The organism is Sphaerisporangium album, assembly GCF_003323745.1.
Taxonomy (GTDB): Bacteria; Actinomycetota; Actinomycetes; order Streptosporangiales; family Streptosporangiaceae; genus Sphaerisporangium; species Sphaerisporangium album.
In genome coordinates, this window is the sequence record NZ_QOIL01000010.1 from 145,101 (window position 1) to 165,923 (window position 20,823).

Below are 20,823 nucleotides of genomic sequence, written 5' to 3' on the forward strand. Positions count from 1 at the left end.
GTTGGGAGCCTCGTGTGGGCTTGTTCAGGCGGTACCGCGACCGGCGGGGCGGCGTGCCGAAGCGCGCGAGCGAAGACGTGGACCTCGACTCACTGCTCGCGCTCGTCGCCGACGACCTGGGGTACGCCTGGGAGTTCGCCCCCGACGGCTCCGCCCTCGACCTGTCCGGGCCCCGGAGCGTCACCGTCCGCCTGACCGGGCTGCGCCGCGAGGCCGCGCGCCGTCCCCGCGAGGACTGGCCCACGCTGGTCGCCGGCCATCTGTCGCGCACCGTGGCCAGGGCCGACGACATGCCGGACGTGTGCGACCTGGCCCGCGTCCGGCCGCTGCTGCGCACGCGCGTCGTCCTGGCCGATGATCTGGAGGACGACCCGTCCCGGCTGATCGGCCGGCACATCGGCTCGGACCTGGTGGAGGTCCTCACCGTGTACGGCCGCCCGGTGCGCCCGGAGGAGGCGTTCTGCTGGCCCGTCACCCCGGCCGAGGCGCTCGACCTGGCGGCGGCCAACGTGCTCGCCGACGAGCGGCTGACCTCCGAGCGCGTCGACCTGGACGGGACGCCCGCCTGGGTCATGTCGGGCTCGCACTCCGGCGCCGCCGTGCACCTGCGCCGCATCGAGGACTACCTGCTCGTGTCCTCCGACGGCCTCATGGTCGCGCTGCCGCGCCCCGGCGAGATGATCGTCCACCCGATCGGCGGACTGTCGGTGATGCGCGCGATCGAACGCCTGTGGCTGCTCGCCCACCGTGAGTACCGCTCCCGCGACGACGGCCTCAGCCCGCACGTCTACTGGTGGAAGGACGGCCGGCTCACCCGGATCCAGGCCGAGCTGGTGGAGCAGGACGGCCTGCGCCGCCTGGTCGTCGCCCCGCCCCCCGAGTTCGCCCGGCTGCTCGCCGACCTGGCCCGGGGCAGCTAGCCGCCGGGGCGCGCCCGGCGCCGGTGCGGGCCCCTAGCCGATGTAGGCGCTGTGGCGGGACGGGGCGCCCTCGGGCTGGGACAGGGTGTGGGCGGCGTGGATCAGCGGGACGTGGCTGAACGCCTGCGGGAAGTTGCCGACCAGCCGCCCGTAGCGGGGGTCGTACTCTTCGGCCAGCAGCCCGACGTCGTTGCGCAGGGACAGCAGCCTCTCGAACAGCTCGACGGCCTCCCGCCTCCTGCCGATCATCGCCCGCGCCTCGGCCAGCCAGAAGCTGCACGCCAGGAACGCGCCCTCCCCGCCGGTGATGCCGTCCACCGAGTTGCGCTGGGCCAGCGGGTAGCGCAGCACGAACCCCTCCGGCATCAGCTCGCGCTCGACGGCCTCGATCGTGCCCACCACGCGGGGGTCGCGGGCGGGCAGGAACCCCGTCTGCGGGATCAGCAGCAGCGACGCGTCCAGCTCCCGGGAGCCGTACGACTGGGTGAAGGTGTTGCGGTCGGAGTCGAAGCCCTTCTCCATGACCTCGGAGTGGATGCGCTCGCGCAGCGCGCGCCAGCGGTCGGCCGGACCGGTCTGGCCGAACCGCTCGATCTGCCGGATCGACCGGTCGGCGGCCACCCACGCCATGACCTTGGAGTGGACGAAGTGCCGCCTCGGACCCCGCACCTCCCACAGGCCCTCGTCGGGCTCGTCCCAGTGGGACTCCAGGAAGTCCATCAGCGACCGCTGGATCGCCCAGGTGCGCGACAGGGCCGGCAGCCCCGACGCCCGCGACACGTAGAGGCAGTTGATCACCTCGCCGTAGACGTCGAGCTGGAGCTGGTCGACGGCGGCGTTGCCGATGCGCACCGGGCGGGAGTCCTCGTAGCCGTCCAGCCAGGGCAGCTCCATCTCCGGGAGCCGCCGCTCGCCCGCGACGCCGTACATGATCTGCAGGTCCTGCGGGCGGCCGGCGATGGCGCGCAGCAGCCACTCGCGCCAGTCGCGCGCCTCCTCGACGTAGCCCGCGTAGATCAGCGCGTCGAGCGTCATGGTGGCGTCGCGCAGCCAGCAGTAGCGGTAGTCCCAGTTGCGGACGCCGCCCAGGTCCTCGGGCAGGGAGGTGGTGGGCGCGGCCACGATGCCGCCGGTGGGGGCGTAGGTCAGCGCCTTGAGCGTGATCAGCGAGCGGGTCACCGCGTCATACCAGCGGGGCTCGGCGCCCGGGTCCCACCGGGACGCCCACTCGGTCCACATCGCCTCGGTCTCGGCGAGCTCGGCGATCGGGTCGATGTCGTGCGGCTTGGGGGAGTGGGAGGGGTGCCAGGTGAACACGAACGGCAGCCGGTCGCCCGCCGACATCCGGAACGTCGCCCGGTGGGCGTAGTCGCCGCCCTGGAGCGGCACCGGCGAGTGCAGCCAGGCCGAGTCGGGGCCGCCGATGGCCTGGAGCACGCCGTCGGTGCGGCGCACCCACGGCACGATTCGCCCGTAGTCGAAGCGGATGCGGATCTGCGTGGCCATCTCGACGCTGCCCGACAGGCACTCGACGATGCGCACCAGGTCGGGGTTGGCCTGCCGGGGCGGCATGAAGTCGGTCACGCGGACCGTGCCGCCCTCGGTGTCCCACTCGGTCTCGAGGATCAGCGTGTTGTGGCGGTAGCGGCGGCGCGTGCTGAGCCGGCGCCGCGGGCCCGCGGGGCCGATCCACCAGTGGCCGTTGCGCTCCTCGCCGAGCAGGGAGGAGAAGCACGCGGGGGAGTCGAAACGGGGCAGGCACAGCCAGTCGACCGAGCCGTCCCGTCCGACGAGGGCCGCCGACTGCATGTCGCCGATGATGGCGTAGTCCTCGATCCGCATGTTCGTCACGCTAGTACGCGCGGGGGCGGGCTCGCGCCGCGATCGCGGCTCCGTCCCTCAGGCGGCGCCGGGTTCCGGTCTCGGCCGGGGGCGCATCCGGGGCATGAAGAACTGCGTGAGCGGCCCGATCGTCACCGCGAACACGATGGTCCCGACGCCGACCGTCCCGCCGAGCAGCCAGCCCGCCGCGAGGACGGCGAGCTCGATGATCGTGCGCGCGGCGCGGATCGACAGCCCGAGCCGGTGCAGGCCGGTCATCAGGCCGTCCCGGGGCCCGGGGCCCATGCCGGCGCCGATGTACAGCCCGGTGGCGGCGGCGACGCACACGACGCCGGTCAGAAGGTACGCCCAGCGCAGGGCCAGGAGGTCCGGTGTGGGGGCCAGCCACAGGGTCAGGTCGGCGAACAGCCCGAGGAAGACGATGTTGCTGACGGTGCCGACGCCCGGCCGCTGCCGCAGGGGGATCCAGAAGACCATCACGATGGCGCCCACGAGGATGATCCAGGTCCCGATCGACCAGCCGGTCCGCACGGCCAGACCCTGGTGGAACACGTCCCACGGATCGTTGCCGAGCCCGGACTCGACCTGGAGGCCGATTCCCGCGCCGTAGAGCGCGAGCCCGGCGTACAGGCGCAGCAGGCGATTGGGCAGCGAGCCCAGGTGAGGGAGGGAGAGTTCGCTCATAATGGCGTTAATGGTCGATGCCGATTGGCTTGCTCATAAAGGGCCAATCAGAGAAAGTGGCCTTATGGAGCGCTATCTGAGCGGGCCGCAACTGGCCAGGCTGGTCGACCTGCCCAGCGGCGTCCGGCCGTACTACCAGGCCCTGGCGCGGGCCGTGCGCACGCTGATGCTCGACGGGCGCCTGCCCACCCGGGTGCGCATGCCGGCCGAGCGCCACCTGGCCGAGGCGCTCGGCGTCAGCCGGACCACCGTCACCGCCGCCTACGACCGGCTGCGCGAGCAGGGCTACCTGGAGAGCCGCCAGGGCGCCGGAAGCTGGACGGCGCTGCCCGGCCCCGGCGCGCTCGGCGGCGAGAACCCCTGGATGGCCGCCGACGACGACGGCCTGCTCCCGCTGCACTCCGCGGCCCCAGCCGCCACCGCCCTGCTCCCCGAGGCCATCGCCGCCGCCACCGACGCCTACCCGCGCTACGGCCTCGGCAGCGGCTACGACCCGATGGGCATCCGGCCGCTGCGCGAGGCCATCGCCGCCCGCTACGTCGCCAGGGGCCTCGCCACCCGTCCCGACCAGATCCTCGTCACGCTCGGGGCGCAGCACGGCACCCACCTGGTGATGTCCCTGCTGGCCGGGCCCGGCGACCCCGTCCTGGTCGAGTCGCCGACCTACCCGCACGCGCTGGAGGCGGCCCGCAAGCAGGGCGCCCGGCTGGTCCCCGTGGGCGTGCAGGACGAGGGCCTGAGCATGGACCTGGTGACCTCGGCCATCCGCCAGTCGTCCGCCCGCCTGGCCTACGTCATCCCCGACTTCCAGAACCCGACCGGCCTGCTGATGCCCGACGCCGACCGCGCGGCGCTGGCGGGCGCGGCGCGCCGGTACGACACGACGCTGCTGGTGGACGAGAGCTGGTCGGAGATGGCGATCGACGACGTGCCGCGCACATCCCCGGCGGCGGCCTTCGACACCGACGGCCGCGTGATCAGCGTCGGGTCGGCGTCCAAGCTGTGGTGGGGGGGCCTGCGGATCGGCTGGATCCGGGGCACGGCCGCGCTGGTGCGCCGCCTGGCGGTGCTGCGCGCCTCGGTGGACATCGCCGCCCCGCTGTTCGAGCAGCTCGTCGTGACGCACCTGTTCGAGCGCATCGAGGAGACGAGGGCCGAGCGCCGCCGCGCCCTGCGCGCCTCACGCGCGGCGCTCGCCGAGGTCCTGCGCGAGGAGGTCCCCGAGTGGCGGTTCAGGCTGCCCGCGGGCGGCGGCTCGCTGTGGGTGCGGCTGGACGCCCCCGTCGCCACCCCGCTGGCCGACGCCGCCGCGCTGCACGGCATCCGGCTCGCCCCGGGCCCCTGGTTCGGCGTCGACGGCACGCTGGAGCGTTACCTGCGCCTGCCGTACACCCTGCCGCCGGGCCCGCTCGCCGACGCGGCCCGCCGCCTGGCCTCGGCCCGGGCCCTCGGAGCGGGCGCCGTCCCCTGCCGGGCGCGCGCCGCCGCCCCGCTGACGCCCACCCTCTGAGCGTCACGAGGCCCGCACCTCGCCCATCAGCACGCGCAGCCGGTGGGAGAACCCCAGCAGCACCACCGCCGCGAGCACGGCGATGGCGGCCAGCGTGGCGAAGTAGGCCGGCTGGGACATGTACCCCAGCAGCCGCGCCGTCTGGCCCCCGATCGCGTCGCCGACCGCGAACGAGAGGTACCAGACGCCGAGCATCTGGCTCCTGAACGCGTGCGGGGCCAGCTCGGTGGTCACCGACAGGCCCACGGGGCTGAGCGAGAGCTCGCCGAACACCTGGATGAGGTACACCAGGAACAGCCACCACACCGAGATCTTCCCGAACTGCGCCAGGTGGGCCGCGTAGGCCATCACCACGAAGCTCATGGCGATCATGAACAGCCCGGCGGCGAACTTCTGCGCCGCCCCCACGCGGTCGCCGAGCCGCACCCACAGGCCCGCGAAGACCGGCACGAAGATCAGGATGAGCAGCGGGTTGAACGACTGCGTGGTGGCGGCCGTGATGGTGTGCCCGAACAGGTCGAGGTCGGTCTTGGTGGCGGCGAAGTCGTTGAGCACGGTCGGCGCCAGGTCGTAGATCATCCAGAAGACCGCGGCGGCGGCGAACAGCCAGACGTACGCCTTCATCTTCGACCGCTCGCCGGAGGTCAGGTTGTGGCTGCCGAGCAGGATGTAGGCGAAGTAGCCGACCGGGACCAGGATCGTGAGCACGGTGAGCGCGACCGTGAACCGGTCCACGGTGAGCGTGCCGGAGATCCACCACAGGCCGATCGCGAGGGCCGCGGTGGCGAGGCCGGTGACGGCGAGGGCACCGAAGCGGCGGCCCTCCTCGGGCGTGAGGCGGTGGCCCGGCTCCTCGCCGACGCCCCGCAGGTGCCGGCCGCCGATCACGTACTGGGTGAGGCCGAAGGCCATGCCCACGGCGGCGGCGCCGAAGCCGAGGTGCCAGCGGTCGTCCTTGGCCAGGTTGCTGACGACGTAGGGCGCGGCGAACGCTCCGAGGTTGATGCCCAGGTAGAAGATGGAGAAGCCCGCGTCGCGCCGCGCGTTGTCACCCTCGGGGTAGAGCTGCCCGACCATCGTCGAGATGTTCGGCTTGAGCAGCCCGGTCCCGGCGACGATCAGGGCCAGCCCCGCCCACACCAGCGCCGATCCCTCGATGGGGACGGCCATGCACAGGTGGCCGAGCATGATGACCGAGCCGCCGGCGAGCACCGCCTTGCGCGCGCCGAGCACGCGGTCGGCGATCCAGCCGCCGGGCAGCGCGAGCAGGTACACCAGCGCGCCGTAGACGCCCACCACCGCCGTCGCCGTGGTCTTGGGCAGCCCGAGGCCGCCGTCCGCCACGGTGGCGATGAGGAAGAAGTACAGGATCGCGCGCAGCCCGTAGAAGCTGAAGCGCTCCCACATCTCGGTCATGAACAGCGTGGCGATGCCGCGTGGATGACCGAAGATCGTCTTTTCCTCCGCGCGCTCGCCGGCCTCTACGGACATGCCGGTCCGCCCCCGTTTCGCTCAGGTGTCTCCCGGTCCCCCCGCGGGCCGGATGATCGCGTACATGGGCGGACGTCAGAAGGTATCCGACCAGATGTACTGACTGTCCTGAATATCCGAAAAAGTGCTCACTATACAAATATGCCCGCTTGCCGTCCGTGATCCGATCACATCCCGTGATCAAGCGGAGGCCCTCGTGCGATGCCACGATCAACAGTGCGTTTCTTCTCGCTTACGGGGACTTGTCTGGTGTGAACGCCCTGTGGTGCGATGCATGCCACCCGTGCTCATGGGCATTCTCTGGAGGCGCTACATGGCCGACCCCCGAGTCCTGGCGGAACGTTCCGAGATCGAGTCGGAGATCGCCGGGCACACCATCTGCCAACAGCTCAAGCTCACGGCCGAGCGCTTCCCCGACGCTCCGGCCTACTCCGACCCCGCCGACGGCGGCGGCTGGACGACGCTGACCTACGGCCAGGCCCGCCACCGCGTGCTCGCCATCGCCGCCGGGTTCACCGCCCTCGGCCTCGGCCCCGGCGAGGCCGTGGCGCTCATGATGGTCAACCGCAGCGAGCATGTGCTCGCCGACCTCGGCGCCGTCCACGCGGGCGGCATGGCCTGCTCGGTCTACTCGACCTTCGCGCCCGACCAGATCGCCTTCGTCGCGGGGGACGTCGGCGCCAGGATCGTCGTGCTCGGCGGCGCCGCCGACCTCGACCGCTGGCGGCCGATCCTCGGCGAGCTCCCCGGCCTGCTCAAGGTCATCGTGCTGGCGGACGCCCCCGAGGGCGAGTTGTTCATGAGCTGGGACGACTTCCTCGCGCTCGGCGAGCGCGCCCTGGCCGAGGACCCCGCCGCCGCCGAGGCGCGCGCGGACGCCGTCACCGCCGGCGACGTGCTCAGCGTGCTCTACACCTCCGGCACCACCGGCAACCCCAAGGGCGTGCCCCTCACCCACACCAACATCTTCTACGAGGTCGTGGCCACCGACCGCCTGACGCGCCTGCCCGAGCAGGGCCCGCAGATCTCCTACCTCACCTACGCCCACATCGCCGAGCGCGTGCTCAGCCTGTACCTGCCGCTGTTCAAGGTCTCCCACATCCACTTCTGCACCGACCCGGCGCAGCTCGCCACCGTCCTCGGGCAGGTCAAGCCGATGCTGTTCTTCGGCGTGCCCCGGGTCTGGGAGAAGATGACGGCCCGCCTTCAGGCGCTGCTCGCCACCCAGCCCGCCGAGCAGCAGGAGCAGGTCCGCGCAGCCATGGCCGCCGGGCTCGCCTACATCGAGGCCGCGCAGTACGGCCGCACCCCGGGCCCGGAGGTCACCGCCGCCTACGAGCGGGCCGACGCGGCCCTGCTGTCGATCATCCGCGCCATGATCGGCTTCGAGAACGCGCGCTGGCTCGCCACCGCCGCCGCGCCGATGCCGCTGGAGGTCCAGCGCTTCTTCGCCGGTCTCGGCCTGAAAGTCCTCGACGTCTACGGCATGACCGAGACCAGCGGCGCGTTCACCGCCAACAGCGACGCGGAGTTCAAGCTCGGCACGGTCGGCCGCCCCGGCCCCGGCGTCGAGGTCCGCATCGCCGAGGACGGCGAGATCATCACGCGCAGCCCCGCCAACACCGCCGGTTACCTCGACCGGCCCGAGGCCACCGCCGAGCTCATCGACGAGGACGGCTGGCTGCACACCGGCGACATCGGCTCCATCGACGAGGACGGATTCGTCAGCATCCTCGACCGCAAGAAGGAGCTGATCATCACCGCGGGAGGCGAGAACATCTCCCCGGCCAACACCGAGAACCACCTCAAGGAACACCCGCTGATCGGCCAGGCCCTCGCGTACGGCGACCGCAGGCCCTACGTCGTCGCGATCCTCACCCTGGACGGCGAGGTCGCCCCGGTCTGGGCGCGCGGGCGCGGCGTCGAGTTCACCACCCTGGCGGACCTCGCCGAGCACCCCGACGTGCTCAAGGAGGTCGAGACGGCCGTCGCCGCCGCCAACGAGAAGCTCGCCCGGGTCCAGCAGGTCAAGAGGTGGCGCCTGCTGCCCGTGGAGTGGACCGCCGAGACCGCGGAGCTCACGCCGAGCCTCAAGCTCAAGCGCCGCGTCATCCACGCCAAGTACGCCGAGGCGATCGACGCGATGTACGAGGGCTGAGCCGCACGACCCCGCGCATCCTGTGCGCGGCACTCCCTCCCGGAGGGCCGCGCACCGCCGGGAGGGTGTTTTACCGGACCGGGCGTGTGTCGGGCTCCGGCCGTTTACCGGCCGGTGCCTAGCCTCCAGCGCATGACCATGAGACGTATGCTCACCACGTCGGCGGCAGGGCTGGCCGCGCTCACGGTCCTCGCCGAGGCGCCCGCGTCCCTCGCCGGGGCCGACGTGTACGCGCCCCCGCCGTCCTCCCGCCCGGAACCCTCGCCGGTCTCGGCGGTGCCGTCCGTACCGCCGGGGCCGGCGCGGACGCCGGAGCGCCCGGTGATCCGGTCGGTGAAGGTCCGCCCGAGGAGCCCGGTGGCCCGCCCCCGGGGAGTGGTGCGTCTGGTGGTCGAGGTGCTGGCGAAGGGGGCCTCCGGGAAGAACGGGGTGACCTTGCGCCTGGAGCCCGCGCGGCGCCGGGCGGCGGCCAGGCGACACGTCCCCGCCAGGCCCCCCGCCGCCCGGAGGGGCTCCGCCGCCGGGAAGCGCCCCGCGCGGTGGGAGATGTGGCGGTTCAACCCGCCGGTGGGGCTCACGCGCTGGTACCCCTCCGGCCGGTGGCGGGTCGTCGCGACCGCCAGGAACGCCAAGGGGGCGCGGTCGACGGCGTCCTCGTCGTTCCTGTTCAAGAAGGCGACCGTCCTCACGGGGGTGCGGGTCACCCGGGTGCGCGAGCGGGCGTGGCTGGCGCGCGTGTCGGGCACGCTGATGCGCGTCGACCCGGCCGGCAGGTTCGACTACTGGTCGTTCCCCGGGCAGCGGGTCACGCTGCAGTTCAGGAAACACGGCGGGAGGACGTGGCGGACCGTCGCCAAGGCGCGCACGAATGGCGAGGGACGGTTCTCCCGGCGGGTGAGACGGGCACACGGCGTATGGCGGGCGATTTACCCGGGAACGCCGCATTACGCCCGGAGTGCCACTTCTTCGAGACATATGGCAAGAAAGTAGGACAAAGGCCGCGTGCGGTGATATGACCTGTGGAGTGCGGTGTCCATTCTGTAATCATTTTCTGGGGATTGTCTGGCAACTTTTCCTTCCCTCAAAGCGTCTATGACGTAGGCACACCCCCACTGGGATGCCTTTCTCTACGGGGAGAGGAAGTTCCAACAATGATGAAACGCATCGCTACCGCATTGGTAGCGGCCGCCATGGGCGCCTCCGCGCTCTCGGCGGCGCCGGCGCTGGCCGAAACGGCGCCGGACGACGCGGTGAGCATCGAATCCATCAAGGTGACCCCCGACCCGGTGGTCATCCGTGGACACGATGACGTCGCGGTCACGGCCACGGTGCAGACCGTGGGAGCCGAGGACGTGAAGTTCGACTTCGAGCCGACGGGACGGGGCGGCCAGCCCGACTGCAACCCCTGCCCCGGCGCCGCGAAGTCGTCCTCCGGCGACTGGAAGACGTGGGAGAAGACGATCGTTCTCGACCGGCGCGATCCGGACGGGGACTGGGTCGTCTACGTCGAGGCGACCGGCAAGGACGGCAAGGCCGTCAAGGCCAAGGCCTACTTCTCCGTCAAGCACGTCGCGGCGAAGCCGCCGTACCGCGGCCCCCGCGCGACGCGGATCGAAGGGTTCGACGCGAGCCCCGAGCCCGTCAAGAAGGGCCGCAAGCTGACCCTCGACGGCAAGCTCTCGGCGGCCCGGTGCCACAACGACTGGTGGTGGGACGGCAACGTCTTCGTCGTGGGCGGCGACCGCTGCCGTGACGACTACCGCTGGAGCAGCTGGCGCTGGCTCGGCTGGCAGGAGATCAAGGTGTACTTCCACCCGGCCCACGGTGGCAAGTGGCAGTACGTCGACACGATCGAGACCAACCCGGACGGAACCTTCTACACGAAGATCCCGGCCTACTGGTCCGGCACGTGGAAGGTCGTCTTCGAGGGTTCGCGCGGCCTGTACGGGTCGTCGGCGAGCGACTACGTGAAGGTCGTCCGCTAGCCCACGGGTCCGGACGACCGGGACGCCTGGTCCCCGCCACGCGCGGGGGCCAGGCGTTCCGTCGTCCCGGGCGTTCGCGGCGCCCACCCCGGCCTAGGACTCTCGCGCGAGCTCCAGCGCGGTCAGGTCGAGGGCGCTCAGCGTGAAGATGTTCGCGATCTGGTCGACGGGCATCCCCGCGTCACCGAGCTGCGTCATGGTGACCGCCGCCCGCAGGAACACGCGGCCGATCACCACTTCGTCCACGTCGGGCATGTCCCTGCGGAAGAAGTCCGCGAGCTGCTGCCCCACCTCGCGGTCGGCGTGCACGCGTGGGTGGTTCAGCTCGGGGCTGGCGAGGATGTCGGCCAGGTCCCTGCGCTCGTCGTCGGTGAGCTTGCTCAAAGGTGGTCGCCTCCCGCAGCGATGTTCGTCATGGGGAGACTATGCGCTGGCGACCTCCGGGTGAACGCCCCCCCGCCGTCGAAGATCGGCGGGCGGGCGTGGGGACCCGGCCGCGCGGACCACGTCAGGGGGAGACGGCTTCGACGAGCTTGCGGCGCTGCTGCACGCCCAGCCCTCCGACGCGCCGCTTCTCGTCCACGCCCGCGCGTTCCATGAGCGCGGCGGCCTTGGTCGGGCCGATGCCGGACAGCGCGCGTAGCGCCTGCGAAACCTTGATCTTCTTGGCGGTGTCGTCGTCGCGCTCGAACAACTCGGCGAGGGTGAGTTCTCCGTTCTTCAGGCGGGCGAGGAGCGCGGCGCGTGCCTGCCGGGCCTCGGTCGCCTTGACCAGGGCGGCCTGACGCTGCTCGGGGGTGAGGACGGGGAGGGCCATAGGGGGTCTCCTAGATGGTTCGTGTCCTGGGCCGTCTGATCGGCCGTTGCTGTGGTCGGGGGTGTGTTACCCCCACATCGGCTGTTAATCATGGGTTCTGCAGGTGATCGCCCGATCCCGCCCGGTTCCCACCCGTGGCCTATGTCGTACAAGTCGTGAAATTTGGGCCTTCAAACTTCCGACCTCTGGCCTGACTCTCAGTGGAGGCGCGCGACAAACCCCCCGATGCGCGCCTGAGGAGGAACAGGTGAGACGACGTCTGTTCGTCGGGTTCGCGATCCTGGCGCTGCTGCTGACCAGCGGCATCACCGGGGTCGGAGCCTCGGCGGAGCCGCCGGCGAACTACCAGTACCTGGTGGAGGGACCCAGCACGTCCCAGCAGCGGACCGCCATCGCCCAGACCGGCGCCGCCATCGACGAGGTGGCGGCGAGCTCGGTCGTGGTGACCGCCACGGCGGCCGAGATCGGCGCGATCAAGGAGCTGGGCTTCACGGTGAAACGGCTTCCCCGGCCGTTATCCCCTGTGCTGCCCCGCCCGCAGGACTTCCCGTCGGCCGACTCCGGCTACCACAACTTCGCCGAGCTGACCGCTCTGGTGAACCAGGTGGTCGCCGCCTACCCGTCCATCGCCAGGAAGTCCAGCGTCGGCACGTCCTACGGCGGCCGCGACCTGATGGCGATCAAGATCAGCGACAACGTCGCCACCGACGAGAACGAGCCGGAGGTGCTGTTCACCCACCACCAGCACGCTCGCGAGCACCTGACCGTCGAGATGGCGATCTACCTGCTCAACCTGCTCACCCAGGGCTACGGCACCGACAGCAGGATCACCAACCTCGTGAACACCCGCGAGATCTGGATCCTGCCCGACCTCAACCCCGACGGCGGCGAGTACGACATCGCCACCGGCTCCTACCGCTCCTGGCGCAAGAACCGGCAGCCGAACTCCGGCTCGTCCTACGTCGGCACCGACCTGAACCGCAACTGGGCCTACCGGTGGGGCTGCTGCGGCGGCTCCTCCGGCAGCACCTCCAGCGAGACCTACCGCGGCCCCTCCGCCGAGTCGTCCCCCGAGGTCAGGGCGGTCGCCAACTTCGTGCGCAGCCGGGTCGTCGGCGGCGTCCAGCAGATCAAGGCGAACATCGACTGGCACACCTACTCCGAGCTGATCCTGTGGCCCTACGGCTACACCACGGCCGACACCGCGGCGGGCCTGACGCAGGACGACCACGACGCGCTCGCCGCGCTCGGCCAGAACATGGCGAGCACCAACGGCTACACCCCCGAGCAGGCCAGCGACCTCTACATCACCGACGGCGACATCAACGACTGGCTGTGGGGCACGTACAAGATCTTCAGCTACACCTTCGAGATGTACCCGAGAAGTTCCTCGCCGGGCTTCTACCCGCCCGACGAGCAGATCGGCCCGCAGACCACGCGCAACAAGGAGGCGGTCCTGCGCTTCCTGGAGTACTCCGACTGCGTCTACCGCATCATCGGCAAGCAGGCCCAGTACTGCTGAACCGGCCCGGCGCGGTGACACCCCCGCCGCGTCACAGGTGAGGCCCCCGCACGGCCGCGGCCCCGACCGGGGCGGCGCGGCCGTGCGGACGGCTTTTCCGGCCCGGTCCCCGCGGGGGCACCCGCCGCGCTACGAACCCCCGCCGTCTCAAGTAAGCTTTCGTGGCCTGTAGGCATGAGAGGACCGCTCCCAAGTGCGGAGGCGCGGCTCCGGCACATTCGGGGTGAGATCCCGGGCGGAGCGGAGCGCCGAGCGCGCACCCGGCGGACGGCGAGCATGCCGCCACAGTGGAACATGGTGGGTGACCCACCATGCGCGTCCGCCCCTACCGAGGAGCCCGATCATGACCCCCGACGCCACCGAGGACACCGAAGACACCACGACCTTCGCTGACCTGGGGCTGCGGCCCGAGCTTCTGCGCGCGTTGCTGGATCTCGGGTACGAGGAGCCCACGCCCATCCAGCGCGAGGCGATCCCGCCGCTGCTGTCCGGCCACGACCTGCTCGGCCAGGCCGCGACGGGCACCGGCAAGACGGCCGCCTTCGCCCTGCCGATCCTCCAGCACATGCCGGCGGGCGGCGGCGACGGCGCGGCGCCCATGGCGCTGGTGCTGGTCCCGACGCGCGAGCTGGCCGTCCAGGTGTCGGAGGCCGTCCACCGCTACGGGCGCGACCTCGGCACCCGCGTGCTGCCCATCTACGGCGGCCAGCCGATCGGGCGGCAGCTCAGGGAGCTCCAGCGGGGCGTGGACGTCGTCGTGGCGACCCCCGGGCGCGCGCTGGACCACATCGGGCGCAAAACGCTCCGGCTCGACGCGCTGCGCATGGTCGTCCTGGACGAGGCCGACGAGATGCTCGACATGGGGTTCGCCGACGACATCGAGGCCATCCTCCAGGAGACCCCCGAGGAGCGCCAGACCGTCCTGTTCTCCGCCACGATGCCCCCGCGCATCGACTCGATCGCCCGCGCGCACCTGAAGGACCCGGTGCGCATCCAGATCGAGCGCGAGTCCACCGCCCCCGGCGAGGCCCCGCGCGTGCGCCAGAGCGCCTACGTGGTGCCGCGGGCGCACAAGCCCGCCGCGCTCGGGCGGGTGCTGGACGTCGAGGCGCCCGAGGCGACCATCGTGTTCTGCCGCACCCGCGAGGAGGTCGACCAGCTCACCGAGACCATGAACGGCCGCGGCTACCGCGCCGAGGCGCTGCACGGCGGCATGGGCCAGGAGCAGCGCGACCGCGTGATGGCGCGCCTGCGCGCCGGCACCGCCGACCTGCTGGTGGCCACCGACGTCGCGGCGCGCGGGCTGGACATCGAGCAGCTCAGCCACGTCGTCAACTACAACGTCCCCTCCGCGCCCGAGTCCTACGTCCACCGCATCGGCCGGGTCGGCCGGGCCGGTCGCGAGGGCGTCGCGATCACGCTGGCCGAGCCGCGCGAGCACCGCATGCTCAAGACCATCGAGCGGGTCACCAAGAGCCGCATCGTCGTCGAGAAGGTGCCGACGGTCGCCGACCTGCGCGCCCGGCGGCTGGAGCTGACCCGCTCGGCGCTGGAGGAGAGCATCCTGGAGGACGACCTGGAGCACTTCCGGGTCGTGGTCGACACCCTCGCCGACGAGTTCGACGTCATGGAGATCGCCATGGCGGCCGTGAAGCTGGCGCACGAGGCGAGCGGCGCCGCCGCCGACGAGGAGGAGATCCCCGAGGTCCCGCTGCGCTCCGAGCGCGAGGGCCGGGGCCGCCGCGAGCCCGCCGGGCGCGACGAGCGGCGCGGGCGCGGGCCCACCAGCGGGATGACCCGCATCTTCGTCGGCGCGGGGCGCAGCGCGGGCGTCCGGCCCCAGGACCTGGTGGGCGCGATCGCCAACGAGACGCGGCTGAGCGGGCGCGACATCGGCGCGATCGAGATCGCCGACCGGTTCTCGCTCGTGGAGGTCCCCCAGCAGGCGGCCGACGACGTGATCGCCTCGCTGCGGCAGAGCACGATCAAGGGCAGGAAGGTGACCGTGCGCCGCGAGCGGTTCCCGGCCCGCTGACCGTCCCGCCGGCCGTCCCGCGCCCTTCTCGACGGGACGTGCCCGCTGGGAAGTGCCCGCTCGGACGTGCCGCCGGGTCGTCAGGCGAGGGCGTTGACGGTGGCGGCGAAGACGGCGGGCAGGCGGCGGGCCGCCGGGACGATCAGCCGGGCGGTGCCCGGGTGCCGCCGCGCCGCCAGCAGCGCCTCGGTGAGCAGCCGGTGGCGCAGCGACAGCCGCCGCCACGCGCGCTCGTACGCCTGCGGCCGCCCGGCGCGCAGGCACTCGACCAGGGCGCGCGCCGCCAGCAGGCCCAGGGACACCCCCTCGCCGGTCAGCGCGTCCACGTACCCGGCGGCGTCGCCGACCAGCAGCACCCGCCCCGCCACCCGGGCGCGCACCCGCTGCTTCAGCGGCCCCGCGCCGCGCACGGGCGTCGCCACCGGCCCCTCCAGACGGGCCACCAGCCCGGGGAACTCCGCGAGGTGCTCGTCGTAGCGGCGGCGCTCGGAGCCGAGCACGGCCACGCCCACCAGGTCGTCGGCCACCGGGGTGACGTACGCCTCGCCGCGCGGCGCCCAGTGCACCTCGACGAAGTCCGTCCAGGGGGCGATCCGGTAGTGCCGGCGCTGCCCGTACCGCCGGGGGGCGGGGCTCGGCAGCTCCAGGCCGAGCAGGGCGCGCAGCGGCGAGTGCAGGCCGTCGGCGGCCACCAGCCAGCGGGCCCGCGTCCCGAAGGCCTCCACATGGTCCTCGTGCTGGCGCAGGGCCTCCACACGCCCGTGGACGACCTTCACCCCCACCTCGGCCGCGCGCCCGGCCAGGGCGGCGTGCAGGGCCGTGCGGCGCACGCCGAGCCCGGGGCCGTGCCGGAACTCCGCGTGCACGCGATGACGCTCGTCGGCGTAGCGGATGCCGCGCAGCGGCCGGCCCGGCACCCGCACGCCGAGCGCGCTCAGGGCGGCGGCACCGGTGGGCATGAGACCCTCGCCGCACGCCTTGTCCACCGGCGTCGCGCGGGGCTCGACCACCACCGCCTCCATGCCGGCCAGCGCGGCGTTGATGGCGGTCGCCAGCCCGGCGGGCCCGCCGCCGGCGATGAGCACGTCGATCACGCGGCGGCCTCGCCGGTCGCCGGCGTCCTGGTCAGCGAGGCCAGGGCCGTCTCCTCGCAGCGGATGCGCACGACCATCAGCGCGGCGTTCAGCACGGTGAACACGAGCGCGGTCACCCACGCCCCGTGGATCAGCGGCAGCGCGGCGCCCTCCACGGCCACCGCCACGTAGTTGGGGTGGCGCAGCCAGCGCAGCCGGTACGGGCCGCGCGTCACCAGCGGCAGGCCGGGCACGACGATGACCTCGGTGTTCCACTGCCGTCCGAGCGCGGTGATGCACCACCAGCGCAGGGCCTGGGCGGCGACGGCCAGCGCGAGCATGGGCAGGCCCAGGGCCGGGACGAACGGGCGGTCCGCCAGCCAGGTCTCCAGCAGGCACCCGGCGAGCAGGCCGGTGTGCAGGGCCACCATCCAGGGGTAGTGGCCGCGCCCGAACACCCGGCCGCCCCTGGCCAGGCTCCAGCGGGCGTTCCCGCGGGCCACGACGAGCTCGGCGAGGCGCTCGGCGCCGACGAGCAGCACCAGCAGCACGTACCACGTTGACATGTGGCCGAATGATACGGGGACGGGGATCGACGCGGCGGCCGAAGGCGGCATCGCGTCGCTACCAGCGCAGCAGGACGAGCTCGGAGCAGAATCCCGGGCCCATCGCCATGAGGAGGCCCGGCGTCCCGGGAGGGGGTGGACGCAGGGCGAGGGTGTCGCGCAGCACGTGCAGCACCGAGGAGGACGAGAGGTTGCCGATGTCGGCCAGCGAGCGCCAGGTGAGGTCCAGCGCGCCCTCGGGCAGGTCCAGGCTCTCGGCGACGGCGTGCAGCACCTTCGGCCCGCCCGGATGGCACACCCACGCCGACACGTCCGCCGAGGTGAGCCCGTGGTCGGCGAGCAGCCCGCGCACGTCGTCGGCGAGGTAGGTGCGCACCACGTCGGGGACGCTCGTGTCGAGCACCACGCGGAAGCCGGTGTCGGAGACGTCCCAGCCCATCACGGTCTCGGAGCCGGGGTAGAGGTGGGCGCGGCTGGCGACGACCTCGGGGCCCCCGCCCTCGGAGCGGTGCGCGCCGACGGCCACCACGGCCGCCGCGCCGTCGCCGAACAGGCCGCTGGCCACGAGGTTCACCGGGGAGGCGTCGCCGCGCTGGAGGGTGAGCGAGCACAGCTCCACCGACAGCAGCACGGCCACGTGGCCGGGCCATCCGCGCAGGTAGTCGTGCAGGCGGGCGATCCCCGCCGCGCCGGCGACGCAGCCGAGCCCGAAGACCGGCACCCGCTTCACGTCGGGACGAAGGCCGAGCCTGCCCGCGAGCCGGGCGTCCACCGAGGGGGCGGCGATCCCGGTCACGGACGTGAACATGATCAGGTCGACGTCGGCGGGGGCGAGCCCGGCGGCCTCCAGCGCGGCGCCCACCGCCTCGGCGCCGAGATCGACGGCCGCCTCGACGAAGATGTCGTTGGCCGTCCCGAAGCCGTCCAGTTTCGCGTACTCCTCCAGGGGAAGCACCAGGTTGCGGTGGCCGACCTGGGCGGAGGTGTGCACCCGGTCCAGCAGCCGCCGGCTCGCCCCGGGGGGAAGGCAAACGCGCGCGAACGCGTCGGTGATCTCGGCTTGAGGGTAACGATGGGGAGGAAGAGCACCGCGGACAGCCGCAATTCGGGTCATAGGAAGTTCCCGCTTCGCCGACACTGGGAGACATCTCTGTCTTGCCCACCCGGCCCGCCCGCATACCTGGAGCGCCGGCCTGAGGATCTTTTAGTGAGGTCCGTCCGGGATCAGCGGGTTTGCCGGTTCCTCAGCCGGTTGGCGGCACGCGTACGGCCGCGAGCTGCGTCGCCTGCGCGACCAGGCGGCCCTTGCCGTCCCAGGCGTGCGCGACCTCGTCCATGAGGCCCCCGGTGACGTCGAGGGCCCGCATGCGCACGCGGAGCGGGCCCGGGGCGGGCAGCCTGCGCACGTACGCCGAGAACTGGACGGTCGGCGCCCAGCCGGGGAGCCCGAGGTCGTAGGAGACCGGGGGCACCGGGTCCAGGGCCACCAGCAGCGAGAGCGGATCCCAGTCGGAGCCGTCGGCCAGGCGCTGCCAGCCCGCGGTGACGCCCGCGCGGGACGGCGTGCCGAGCGCGAAGGCGAGGCCGGCCGGGTCCAGCCGCTGCTCGACGACCTCCATGAGCGCCACCGGGAACCCGGCTCCCGGGGCCTCCGGGGGCGTGAGGAAGCAGTCCTGCTCGTCGGGGAGCGCGGCCGGTTCGGCGTCCGACCACCACGGGTCGTCCTCGGTGAGCGTTCCCAGCGTGATCAGCGCCTCGACGCACGGCCGCCCGTCCTGGGTCAGCCGGGCGCGCGCGTGCGTCATGGTCCGCCCGGCGCGCAGCGTCTCCACGTGCACGGCGGCCGGGCCGGGGGAGGGGGACCGGAGGAAGGACCCGCTGACGGCCGTGAGGTGGGGGTGGTCCGCGCCCCCGCTCACGATGGCGGCCCGGCCGAGGATCGCGAGCAGGTAGCCGCCGTGCGGCTTGCCGCCGACCGTCCACTGCGGGTCGACCACGGCCTCGTACTCGTGCCCGCCCGGGACCTCACGCCGCGCCGAGACCGCGGTCGCCGTCTGGAAGTGCCCCATTCAAGCCCCTTTCGTCTCGCGCCAGTGTGACAGGCCGTTCTAGGCGCGCCCGCCCGCCTCCCGCCGCAGGGCCGGCTCCAGGCCCGGCTCCGGGGCGGGCTCCCGGGTGAGGGGAGCCGGAGAGGCGGCCGGAGCGCGGCGGCGCATCAGCGCGTGCATGAGGCAGCCCGCCACCAGCCCCCAGAACGCCGACCCGACGCCGAGGAACGTGGCCCCCGAGAACGTCACGACGAAGGCCACCACCGCGCCCTCGCGTCCCTCCGAGGCGGAGAACGCCCCGGTGAGGGCGCCGGCCAGCGCGCCCAGCAGGGCCAGCCCCGCCACCGCCTCGATGAGAAGCGGCGGCGAGAGCAGGACGAGCGCCGTGGCCAGGCCCGACCCCAGGCCCAGCACGATCATCGAGGCGCCCGCCGTCACCGAGGCGATCCAGCGGCGCGAGGGGTCGGGCCCGGCGTCCGGCCCGGCCGCGAGCGCGGCGGTGATCGCGGCCAGGTTCACCGCGTGCCCGCCGAGGAACGCGGCGCCGGCCGAGGCCGTCCCGGTGGCCGTGAGGACGTCCCTCAGCGGCGGGCGGTAGCCGAACCCGGCCAGCACCGCCATGCCCGGCACGTTCTGCGAGGCCATCGTCACCAGGAACAGCGGCACCCCCACACCGAAGACGGCGGGCGGGCTCCACACGGGGGCGACGACCTCCACGACCGGCCACGGGTCCAGGCCGCGCAACCCGCCCGCGGGCGTCGTGACGGCGATGGCGACGGCCGCGGCCACCAGCGCGCCGGGGACGGCCCACGTGCGGGCGAAGCGGTAGAGCAGCGCCCACACGAGGATCACCGGCCCGGCCATCGCCGGCACCTCCAGCATGGCCCGGACCGGCGTGAGGCAGAGCCCGCCGAGGACGCCCGCGAGCATGGCGGCGGCGATCGGCGCCGGGATCGCCGCGATCGTCCGGCCCAGGGCGGGGATGAGCCCCGACGCGGCGATCAGCACCCCGCAGACCACGAACGCCCCCACGGCGGCGGGGAACCCGCCGTCCAGGCCGGTCGTGGTCACCAGCAGCGCCGCGCCGGGAGTGGACCACGCGATGGTGACGGGCATGCGCCGCCGCAGGCCGAGGACGATCGCCACCACCCCCACCGCGACGCACAGGGCCATCAGCCCCGACGCGGCCTGCCGGTCGTCCGCCCCCGCGCCGCGAAGGCCCGTCAGCACGACGGTGAAGGAGCTCGCGAACCCGACCAGGGCGGCGACCACCCCGGCGACGACGGGCTGGGCGGGGGAGGATGGTTCCATAAACGGAACGCTAGCGACCGGGAGCCACGCCCGGCAAGGTAGGGCACGATAACGCCATGGACGCCCCGGACCGCCGACCCGCCCTCGACGCCGCGCCCCTGGAGATGGGACGGCGGGTGCGCCGGCTGCGCGAGGAACAGGGCATGTCGCTGTCGGAGCTGGCCCGGCGGGCGAACGTCGGCAAGGCGACCCTCTCCGGGCTGGAGAACGGCACGCGCAACCCCACGATGGAGACCCTGTGGGCCGTCACCGCCCAGCTCGGCGTGCCGGTCGCGACGATCTTCGGCCCGCCCGCCGAGCCGCTGGCCGTGCACGGGACCGCCGTCGAGGCCACGCTGCTGCAGGTCTTCGAGGAGGACCGGGTCACCTTCGAGCTCTACCGCATCCACCTGCCCGCCGGCGCGTCCCAGACCTCCCCCGCCCACCCCGGCGGTGTCACCGAGCACCTGACCGTGTTCAGCGGCGTGCTCAGCGCGGGCCCGGCGACCGGCCCGAGCCGGGCGGGCCCGGGGGAGTACCTCACCTGGCGGGCCGACGTCCCGCACACCTACGCGGCGATCGGGGCCGAGGACGTCCACGCGGGTCTGCTCATCCGCTACCCGTCCCCGCGGGGGAAGGGACGATGACGTCCGGCGGGCCCGCCCCCGCCGCGGAGGAGGAGCCGCCCGAGTCCTTCCTGGCCGCGGCCGAGGAGCTGCTCGCCGTGCCGTCCACCGCCGACCGGCCCGGCGACCTGCGGCGGGCGCTCGACCTGGTGCTCGGCTTCGTCGGCGAGGGCTTCACGGTGGAGCGGTTCTCCTCCGGCGGCAAGCCCAGCGCGCTGGTCTACCACGGCGGCGCGCGGCCCCGGTTCCGCGTGAT

At 73.1% G+C, this 20,823-nt stretch carries 18 protein-coding genes and 1 pseudogene; 9 read left to right on the forward strand and 10 right to left on the reverse strand.

Going from position 1 to position 20,823, the window contains the following annotated elements:
• Positions 1–14 precede the first annotated feature (14 nt).
• Complete coding sequence (locus tag DQ384_RS41320) at positions 15–920, forward strand: hypothetical protein (protein ID WP_181871287.1); 906 nt, start codon at positions 15–17, stop codon at positions 918–920.
• 33 nt (positions 921–953) lie between these two features.
• Here the strand turns inward: DQ384_RS41320 and DQ384_RS19095 are convergent, their stop codons facing one another.
• Together DQ384_RS19095 and yczE are read right to left on the reverse strand one after the other, a co-directional pair.
• Complete coding sequence (locus tag DQ384_RS19095) at positions 954–2,762, reverse strand: glycoside hydrolase family 15 protein (RefSeq protein WP_114030198.1); 1,809 nt, start codon at positions 2,760–2,762, stop codon at positions 954–956.
• A 57-nt stretch (positions 2,763–2,819) separates the two neighbouring features.
• The gene (yczE, locus tag DQ384_RS19100) at positions 2,820–3,446 is read right to left on the reverse strand and encodes a membrane protein YczE (RefSeq protein ID WP_114030199.1); all 627 of its coding nucleotides are present in this window, start codon (positions 3,444–3,446) and stop codon (positions 2,820–2,822) included.
• 64 nt (positions 3,447–3,510) lie between these two features.
• Between yczE and yczR the strand changes: the two genes are divergently transcribed.
• Positions 3,511–4,956, forward strand: coding sequence for a MocR-like transcription factor YczR (gene yczR, locus DQ384_RS19105; protein WP_114030200.1), 1,446 nt, complete (start codon positions 3,511–3,513; stop codon positions 4,954–4,956).
• 3 nt (positions 4,957–4,959) lie between these two features.
• Here the strand turns inward: yczR and DQ384_RS19110 are convergent, their stop codons facing one another.
• The gene (locus tag DQ384_RS19110; protein WP_114030201.1) at positions 4,960–6,447 is read right to left on the reverse strand and encodes a peptide MFS transporter; all 1,488 of its coding nucleotides are present in this window, start codon (positions 6,445–6,447) and stop codon (positions 4,960–4,962) included.
• 274 nt (positions 6,448–6,721) lie between these two features.
• Between DQ384_RS19110 and DQ384_RS19115 the strand changes: the two genes are divergently transcribed.
• From DQ384_RS19115 to DQ384_RS19125, 3 genes are all read left to right on the forward strand, one after another.
• Entirely contained in the window at positions 6,722–8,605 is a 1,884-nt protein-coding gene (locus tag DQ384_RS19115; protein WP_425451470.1) for an AMP-dependent synthetase/ligase, read from the forward strand.
• A 132-nt stretch (positions 8,606–8,737) separates the two neighbouring features.
• Positions 8,738–9,595 carry a hypothetical protein gene (locus DQ384_RS40465; RefSeq protein WP_147268823.1) on the forward strand — a complete coding sequence of 286 codons (858 nt, stop codon included), beginning with the start codon at positions 8,738–8,740 and terminating at the stop codon, positions 9,593–9,595.
• Between the two features lie 164 nt (positions 9,596–9,759).
• Positions 9,760–10,590 carry a hypothetical protein gene (locus tag DQ384_RS19125; RefSeq protein ID WP_147268824.1) on the forward strand — a complete coding sequence of 277 codons (831 nt, stop codon included), beginning with the start codon at positions 9,760–9,762 and terminating at the stop codon, positions 10,588–10,590.
• A gap of 93 nt (positions 10,591–10,683) precedes the next feature.
• Here the strand turns inward: DQ384_RS19125 and DQ384_RS19130 are convergent, their stop codons facing one another.
• Together DQ384_RS19130 and mihF are read right to left on the reverse strand one after the other, a co-directional pair.
• A complete protein-coding gene (locus DQ384_RS19130; RefSeq protein WP_114030204.1) occupies positions 10,684–10,974 on the reverse strand; it encodes a hypothetical protein in 291 nt (96 codons plus the stop codon).
• A gap of 124 nt (positions 10,975–11,098) precedes the next feature.
• Positions 11,099–11,407 carry an integration host factor, actinobacterial type gene (gene mihF, locus DQ384_RS19135; RefSeq protein ID WP_114030205.1) on the reverse strand — a complete coding sequence of 103 codons (309 nt, stop codon included), beginning with the start codon at positions 11,405–11,407 and terminating at the stop codon, positions 11,099–11,101.
• A gap of 247 nt (positions 11,408–11,654) precedes the next feature.
• Here mihF and DQ384_RS19140 point away from each other — a divergent pair, with 247 nt between their 5' ends.
• Complete coding sequence (locus DQ384_RS19140; protein ID WP_114030206.1) at positions 11,655–12,929, forward strand: M14 family metallopeptidase; 1,275 nt, start codon at positions 11,655–11,657, stop codon at positions 12,927–12,929.
• A gap of 343 nt (positions 12,930–13,272) precedes the next feature.
• On the forward strand, positions 13,273–14,964 hold the full coding sequence (locus DQ384_RS19145; protein ID WP_114030207.1) for a DEAD/DEAH box helicase: 1,692 nt from the start codon (positions 13,273–13,275) through the stop codon (positions 14,962–14,964).
• Between the two features lie 80 nt (positions 14,965–15,044).
• On the opposite strand, the gene DQ384_RS19150 is transcribed toward DQ384_RS19145, so the two are convergent.
• The 5 genes from DQ384_RS19150 to DQ384_RS19170 form a co-directional block, all read right to left on the reverse strand.
• Positions 15,045–16,058, reverse strand: coding sequence for an NAD(P)/FAD-dependent oxidoreductase (locus DQ384_RS19150; protein ID WP_114030208.1), 1,014 nt, complete (start codon positions 16,056–16,058; stop codon positions 15,045–15,047).
• Positions 16,055–16,603 (reverse strand): isoprenylcysteine carboxyl methyltransferase family protein, encoded by a 549-nt coding sequence (locus DQ384_RS19155; protein WP_114030209.1) that lies wholly within the window; start codon positions 16,601–16,603, stop codon positions 16,055–16,057. Before DQ384_RS19155 ends, DQ384_RS19150 begins: the two co-directional genes overlap by 4 nt.
• A gap of 58 nt (positions 16,604–16,661) precedes the next feature.
• Complete coding sequence (locus DQ384_RS19160; RefSeq protein ID WP_114030210.1) at positions 16,662–17,717, reverse strand: type III polyketide synthase; 1,056 nt, start codon at positions 17,715–17,717, stop codon at positions 16,662–16,664.
• A 130-nt stretch (positions 17,718–17,847) separates the two neighbouring features.
• The gene (locus DQ384_RS19165; protein WP_114030211.1) at positions 17,848–18,672 is read right to left on the reverse strand and encodes a thioesterase family protein; all 825 of its coding nucleotides are present in this window, start codon (positions 18,670–18,672) and stop codon (positions 17,848–17,850) included.
• A 39-nt stretch (positions 18,673–18,711) separates the two neighbouring features.
• A complete protein-coding gene (locus DQ384_RS19170; RefSeq protein ID WP_114030212.1) occupies positions 18,712–19,962 on the reverse strand; it encodes a benzoate/H(+) symporter BenE family transporter in 1,251 nt (416 codons plus the stop codon).
• Between the two features lie 56 nt (positions 19,963–20,018).
• Here DQ384_RS19170 and DQ384_RS19175 point away from each other — a divergent pair, with 56 nt between their 5' ends.
• Together DQ384_RS19175 and DQ384_RS42215 are read left to right on the forward strand one after the other, a co-directional pair.
• Positions 20,019–20,588 carry a helix-turn-helix domain-containing protein gene (locus DQ384_RS19175; protein ID WP_114030213.1) on the forward strand — a complete coding sequence of 190 codons (570 nt, stop codon included), beginning with the start codon at positions 20,019–20,021 and terminating at the stop codon, positions 20,586–20,588.
• Positions 20,585–20,823: pseudogene (locus tag DQ384_RS42215) on the forward strand (M20 family peptidase); the annotation flags it as partial. The gene DQ384_RS19175 and the pseudogene DQ384_RS42215, both read left to right, overlap by 4 nt.